Genomic DNA, 6,265 nt, shown 5'->3' with positions numbered 1-6,265 from the left:
GCAGTGCTTTGAGCAACCTACGGCTAGCTTCCTAGTTTGCTCTTTGATTTTCATTGAGTATCAGTATAGGTTATAAGAATAAGTCTTGCAGGGTTTTGGCAACCCCATCTTGGTCATTGGTCAAGGAAATTTGTTCATCCGCATAAGGGAGTAGTTCTGGGTTGGCATTTTTCATGGCATAGCCCTTCCCAGCAAAAGCGAGCATTTCGGTATCGTTGTGTTCATCTCCAAAGGCAATCAAATCTTTTTTGTCACGGTTCATTACCTTGAGCAAGTAGTCTAAGGCGAAGGCCTTATTGACACCTTTTGGGGTACACTCAAGGATATTGAGCGGACCACCCCAGGTATTGATAGACAGTTGATGCTGGTAGAAGGCGTTCATTTCTTTTGCCAGAGCATATTTGTCACTGGCTCTGGTCTGTAATAGAATACAGTTAGGGTCCTTGGTCACCAATTCAGGCTGGAATTGATCTTCAGGCTGGAAAGCTTCCACACCAAATAGTTTGGGATTGGCAATTTCTTCATTAGGATTTGTAATGTAGAATTTTTTACGATATTCTCCAGCGATAAAATCGGCTTGAATATCCTCTGAACGTTGAACCATATCTAGCAGGTATTTTTTGTCTACGGTCAAACACTTTTCAAAGTCCCAAACCTGGTCTGGTAAATGAGTAAGGGAGCCGTTGAAGTTAATCATAGGAGTGTCTAAGCCTAGCTCGTGGTAAAAATCTTTTGACATACGGTAAGGGCGACCTGTTGTAATAATAACCTGATGGCCTTTTTCAGCAACTTTTTTAATGGTTTCTTTGGTAAAGTCAGAAATTTGACTGTCTGAGTTGAGCAGGGTTCCATCCAGGTCAACAGCAATAATTTTCTTCGTCATAGGGACCTTTCTAGTGTCTTTTCAGATAAGATGTCTACTATTATAACAGAAAGCAGGCAGAAAAGCAGATTCGAAACAAAAAATGAAATTTTATCAAATTCTTAAATAAATCAAACAAAGATATTGAAAAAGTGAATGATAAATGATATAATTCTATTATTGTTCGTAAAAATTAAAAGGAGATTGATAATGGACAAATTATTTAAACTAAAAGAGAACGGTACAGACGTTCGTACAGAGGTTCTCGCTGGTTTAACAACTTTCTTTGCAATGAGCTATATTCTCTTTGTAAACCCACAAATTCTTTCGCAAACAGGAATGCCTGCTCAGGGTGTCTTCCTTGCAACGATTATCGGTGCAGTTGCTGGTACCTTGATGATGGCCTTCTATGCTAACCTGCCATACGCTCAAGCGCCAGGTATGGGACTCAATGCCTTCTTTACCTTTACAGTCGTATTTGGACTTGGTTATTCATGGCAAGAAGCCTTGGCTATGGTCTTCATCTGTGGGGTTATCTCATTGATTATTACCTTGACAAATGTTCGTAAAATGATCATTGAATCGATTCCAAATGCCCTTCGCTCAGCAATTTCAGCTGGTATCGGTGTCTTTCTTGCCTACGTGGGAATTAAGAATGCTGGACTTTTGAAATTCTCTATTGATCCAGGGAACTATACGGTTGCAGGAGAAGGGGCTGATAAAGCTCAAGCAGCGATTACAGCAAATGCTTCAGCAGTTCCAGGATTGGTCAGCTTTAATAATCCAGCTGTTTTGGTGGCTCTTGCAGGACTTGCCATTACGATCTTCTTTGTCATCAAAGGGATTAAAGGGGGAATTATCCTCTCTATCTTGACAACAACTGTTCTTGCTATCGCAGTTGGTTTGGTAGATTTGTCTAGTATCGATTTTGCTAATAATCATGTTGGTGCAGCTTTTGAAGACTTGAAGACAGTCTTTGGTGCAGCTCTTGGTTCAGAAGGTTTAGGAGCTTTGATTTCAGATACAGCGCGCTTGCCTGAAACTCTGATGGCCATTCTTGCCTTCTCATTGACAGATATTTTTGACACGATTGGTACCTTGATTGGTACAGGTGAAAAAGTTGGTATTGTAGCGACAAATGGTGAAAATCATCAATCAGCTAAGTTAGACAAAGCTCTTTACTCTGACTTGATTGGTACTTCAATTGGTGCCATCGCAGGTACTTCAAACGTAACGACTTATGTTGAGTCTGCTGCTGGTATCGGTGCAGGTGGGCGTACTGGTTTGACAGCCTTGGTTGTGGCAATCTGTTTTGCAATTTCAAGCTTCTTTAGCCCACTTCTAGCGATTGTACCAACAGCCGCTACAGCTCCAATCTTGATTATCGTTGGGATTATGATGTTGGCTAGCTTGAAAAATATCCATTGGGATGATATGTCTGAAGCAGTTCCTGCCTTCTTCACATCTATCTTTATGGGATTCAGCTACTCTATCACTCAAGGGATTGCAGTTGGTTTCTTGACTTACACTTTGACTAAGCTTGTCAAAGGTCAAGCTAAAGATGTTCATGTCATGATTTGGATTTTGGATGCCTTGTTTATCCTTAACTACATCAGCATGGCCCTATAATAGAATTACCCAGGGGATTTTCCCCCTTTTTTAATACAAAGGAGATAGGTGATGAAAGAGAAAAATATGTGGAAAGAATTGTTGAATCGTGCAGGTTGGCTTTTGGTCTTTTTGTTAGCGACAATTTTATATCAGATTCCTTTAGCAGTTACTGCAATTTTAGCTTTACATCAAGTACCACTGTTACAGTCAGGGCTGATAGTTGCTGGTATTTCAATTGTGGTTTTAGCGCTATTTATCATTGGAGCTCGTAAAACGCAATTAGCAAGTTTTAATTTTTCTTTTTTTAGAGCTAAGGATTTGGCACGTTTGGGCTTGAGTTATTTAGTCATTATCTGTTCAAATATACTTGGTTCCATTTTATTGCAACTGTCAAATGAGACGACAACAAGTAATCAGTCTCAGATTAACGATATGGTTCAGAATAGTTCTCTGATTTCTAGCTTCTTCTTACTAGCCTTGCTTGCTCCGATTTGTGAGGAAATCTTGTGTCGTGGGATTGTTCCTAAAAAGATTTTCCGAGGCAAGGAGAACTTGGGATTTGTGGTTGGTACGATTGTGTTTGCTTTATTGCATCAACCAAGTAATTTACCTTCTTTATTGATTTATGGAGGTATGTCAATCGTTCTATCTTGGACAGCTTACAAGACACAACGTTTGGAAATGTCTATCTTGCTTCACATGATTGTTAATGGGGTAGCCTTCTGTTTATTGGCACTTGTGGTGATCATGAGTCGGACATTCGGGATTTCTGTTTAAGATTTTTGACAATTGCTTGCTTCTACTGGGAAAAAGATGAATGCAATCGTGTCCATCTTTTTCTTTTTATGGTAAAATAGAGAGATAATATGGTAAAAAGCCTTGAGGGAGTGACCGATATGTCAAGTAAAGCCAATCATGCAAAGACAGCTATTTGCGGAATTATCAATGTAACCCCAGACTCCTTTTCGGACGGTGGTCAATTTTTTGCTCTTGAGCAGGCGCTCCAGCAGGCTCGTAAATTGCTAGCAGAAGGAGCCAGTATGCTCGATATCGGCGGAGAATCGACTCGGCCGGGAAGTAGCTATGTTGAGATAGAAGAGGAAATCCAGCGTGTTGTTCCAGTGATTAAAGCTATTCGCAAGGAAAGTGATGTCCTTATTTCCATTGATACTTGGAAAAGTCAGGTGGCAGAAGCTGCTTTGGCTGCTGGTGCCAACCTAGTCAATGATATCACAGGACTCATGGGTGATGAAAAAATGGCCCATGTGGTAGCTAAGGCTGGAGCGAAAGTGGTCATCATGTTTAATCCCGTTATGGCTCGACCTCAGCACCCTAGCTCGCGCATATTCCCTCACTTTGGATTTAATCAAGCTTTTACAGAGGAAGAGTTAGCTGACTTTGAAAAATTGCCAATCGAAGAGTTGATGGAGACTTTCTTTGAACGAGCATTAGCTAGAGCAAATCAAGCTGGGATTGCACAAGAAAATATCCTGTTGGATCCGGGAATCGGCTTTGGTCTGACCAAGAAAGAAAATCTGCTTCTTTTACGGGACCTGGATAAACTACATCAGAAAGGTTATCCAATCTTTCTTGGAGTATCGCGCAAGCGATTTGTCATCAATATTCTAGAAGAAAATGGTTTTGAGGTCAATCCCGAGACAGAGCTCGGTTTCCGCAATCGAGATACGGCTTCGGCTCATGTAACTAGTATCGCTGCAAGACAGGGTGTAGAAGTGGTGCGCGTGCATGACGTAGCTAGTCACAGGATGGCAGTTGAAATTGCCTCCGCCATTCGTCTTGCTGATGAAGCGGAAAATCTAGATTTAAAACAATATAAATAAGATGAAAGAAATTGAAAACAATCAGTGGATTGCCAACTACCGGACGAACCAACCGCATTTTGGCTTGGAACGCATGGTGGAACTGTTAGCTTTGCGTGGCAATCCCCATCTCAAACTCAAGGTCATCCATATCGGAGGGACCAATGGCAAGGGGTCTACCATTGCTTTTTTGAAAAATATGCTAGAAAAGCTAGGGCTGAAAGTTGGTGTTTTCAGCTCGCCCTATCTTATTCATTACACAGACCAGATTAGCATCAATGGGGAATCTATCCCGGAAGCGAGACTAGAAGCTCTCATGGTAGACTATCAGTCTTTGCTGGAGGGGGAAGCGACTGCCAATTTGCAGGGAACAACCGAGTTTGAAATTATCACCGCCATAGCTTATGATTACTTTGCATCAGAGCAAGTAGATGTGGTCATCATGGAAGTGGGCATGGGTGGGCTCTTGGATAGCACCAATGTCTGCCAGCCCATTTTGACAGGAATTACAACTATTGGCTTGGATCATGTGGCCCTACTTGGTGACACCTTGGAGGCTATAGCAGAGCAGAAGGCGGGTATTGTCAAACAAGGAATTCCCTTGGTAACAGGTCGTATTGCTTCAGAAGCGCTAGCTGTGATTGACTCTATTGCAGCAACTAAAAATGCACCGAGAATACGATATAAGAGAGATTATCAGGTCAGTCATCAAGAGAGTGTGGTGACAGGGGAAATTTTTGACTATGCAAGTGCTGTCAGACAAGGTCGCTTCCAGACTGGTTTGCTTGGTTTGCACCAGATAGAGAATGCGGGGATGGCCCTAGCTTTACTTGATACTTTTTGTCAAGAAGATGGTCGAGAGTTACCAGCTAATACTTTGATTGCTCAAGCCTTGGAAGAAACAAGGTGGCCAGGGCGTCTGGAAATCGTGTCGAGAGACCCCTTGATGATTTTGGATGGAGCCCACAATCCTCATGCTATCAAGGCTTTATTGGCAACCTTGCAAGAACGCTTTGCGGATTATCATAAGGAAATCCTCTTTACCTGCATCAAAACCAAGGCCTTGGAAGATATGTTGAATTTGTTAGAGGAAATCCCAGATACCGAGCTTACCCTGACACATTTTGACGATAGTCGGGCGACTGATGAAAGCGTGCTGAAAGAGGCAGCTAAGTCTAGAAATCTCAGCTACCAAGGTTGGCAGGATTTTCTAGAGCAAAAATTGACAAATAAAAAAGAAGAGAAACAAACAGTTAGGATTGTCACGGGTTCCTTGTATTTCTTGAGCCAAGTGAGAGCCTATCTGATGGAGAGGAAGAAAGAGAATGGATACACAAAAGATTGAAGCAGCTGTAAAAATGATTATCGAGGCTGTAGGAGAGGACGCTAACCGCGAGGGCTTGCAGGAAACACCTGCTCGTGTAGCCCGTATGTACCAAGAGATTTTTTCAGGTCTTGGTCAAACAGCGGAGGAACATTTGTCAAAATCCTTTGAGATTATCGACGATAATATGGTGGTAGAAAAGGATATCTTTTTCCACACCATGTGTGAACACCACTTTTTGCCATTTTATGGGAAAGCGCATATTGCCTACATTCCAGATGGCCGTGTGGCAGGCCTGTCTAAGCTAGCCCGTACGGTTGAAGTTTATTCTAAAAAACCACAAATTCAAGAACGTTTGAATATCGAAGTGGCCGATGCATTGATGGAGTATCTAGGTGCTAAAGGAACCTTTGTTGTCATTGAGGCGGAACATATGTGTATGAGTATGCGTGGTGTCAGAAAACCAGGCACTGCAACCTTGACGACAGTAGCTCGTGGTCTATTTGAAACAGATAAGGACCTCCGAGATCAGGCTTATCGTTTAATGGGACTATAATACTCTTCGAAAATCAAATTCAAACAACGTCAGCTTCCATCTGCAACCTCAAAACAGTGTTTTGAGCAGCCTGCGGCTAGCTTCCTAGTTTG

Annotated in this window: 6 protein-coding genes; 5 read left to right on the top strand and 1 reads right to left on the bottom strand. The window is 42.0% G+C overall.

What is annotated here, in order from left to right:
- Nucleotides 1-70: 70 nt before the first annotated feature.
- Nucleotides 71-883 (bottom strand): Cof-type HAD-IIB family hydrolase, encoded by an 813-nt coding sequence (locus tag HT718_RS09385; protein WP_173268288.1) that lies wholly within the window; start codon nucleotides 881-883, stop codon nucleotides 71-73.
- Nucleotides 884-1,072: 189 nt separating this feature from the next.
- Between HT718_RS09385 and HT718_RS09380 the strand changes: the two genes are divergently transcribed.
- The 5 genes from HT718_RS09380 to folE all read left to right on the top strand — a co-directional run bounded on the left by HT718_RS09380 (nucleotide 1,073) and on the right by folE (nucleotide 6,173).
- Nucleotides 1,073-2,491, top strand: coding sequence for an NCS2 family permease (locus HT718_RS09380; RefSeq protein ID WP_020900857.1), 1,419 nt, complete (start codon nucleotides 1,073-1,075; stop codon nucleotides 2,489-2,491).
- Between the two features lie 51 nt (nucleotides 2,492-2,542).
- A complete protein-coding gene (locus HT718_RS09375; RefSeq protein WP_173268287.1) occupies nucleotides 2,543-3,250 on the top strand; it encodes a CPBP family intramembrane glutamic endopeptidase in 708 nt (235 codons plus the stop codon).
- 89 nt (nucleotides 3,251-3,339) lie between these two features.
- Nucleotides 3,340-4,314 (top strand): dihydropteroate synthase, encoded by a 975-nt coding sequence (gene folP, locus HT718_RS09370; RefSeq protein WP_173268286.1) that lies wholly within the window; start codon nucleotides 3,340-3,342, stop codon nucleotides 4,312-4,314.
- 1 nt (nucleotide 4,315) lies between these two features.
- Nucleotides 4,316-5,638: a folylpolyglutamate synthase/dihydrofolate synthase family protein gene (locus HT718_RS09365; RefSeq protein WP_173268285.1), complete on the top strand. Its 1,323-nt coding sequence runs from the start codon at nucleotides 4,316-4,318 to the stop codon at nucleotides 5,636-5,638.
- A complete protein-coding gene (gene folE, locus HT718_RS09360) occupies nucleotides 5,619-6,173 on the top strand; it encodes a GTP cyclohydrolase I FolE (protein WP_173268284.1) in 555 nt (184 codons plus the stop codon). The genes HT718_RS09365 and folE overlap by 20 nt, the downstream gene beginning before the upstream one ends.
- Nucleotides 6,174-6,265 lie beyond the last annotated feature (92 nt).

Origin of the sequence: Streptococcus sp. 714, from assembly GCF_013277115.1 — a bacterium.
Classification (GTDB): domain Bacteria; phylum Bacillota; class Bacilli; order Lactobacillales; family Streptococcaceae; genus Streptococcus.
Note: the sequence above shows the minus strand (reverse complement) of the source record. Positions and strands in the feature narration are given on the sequence as shown.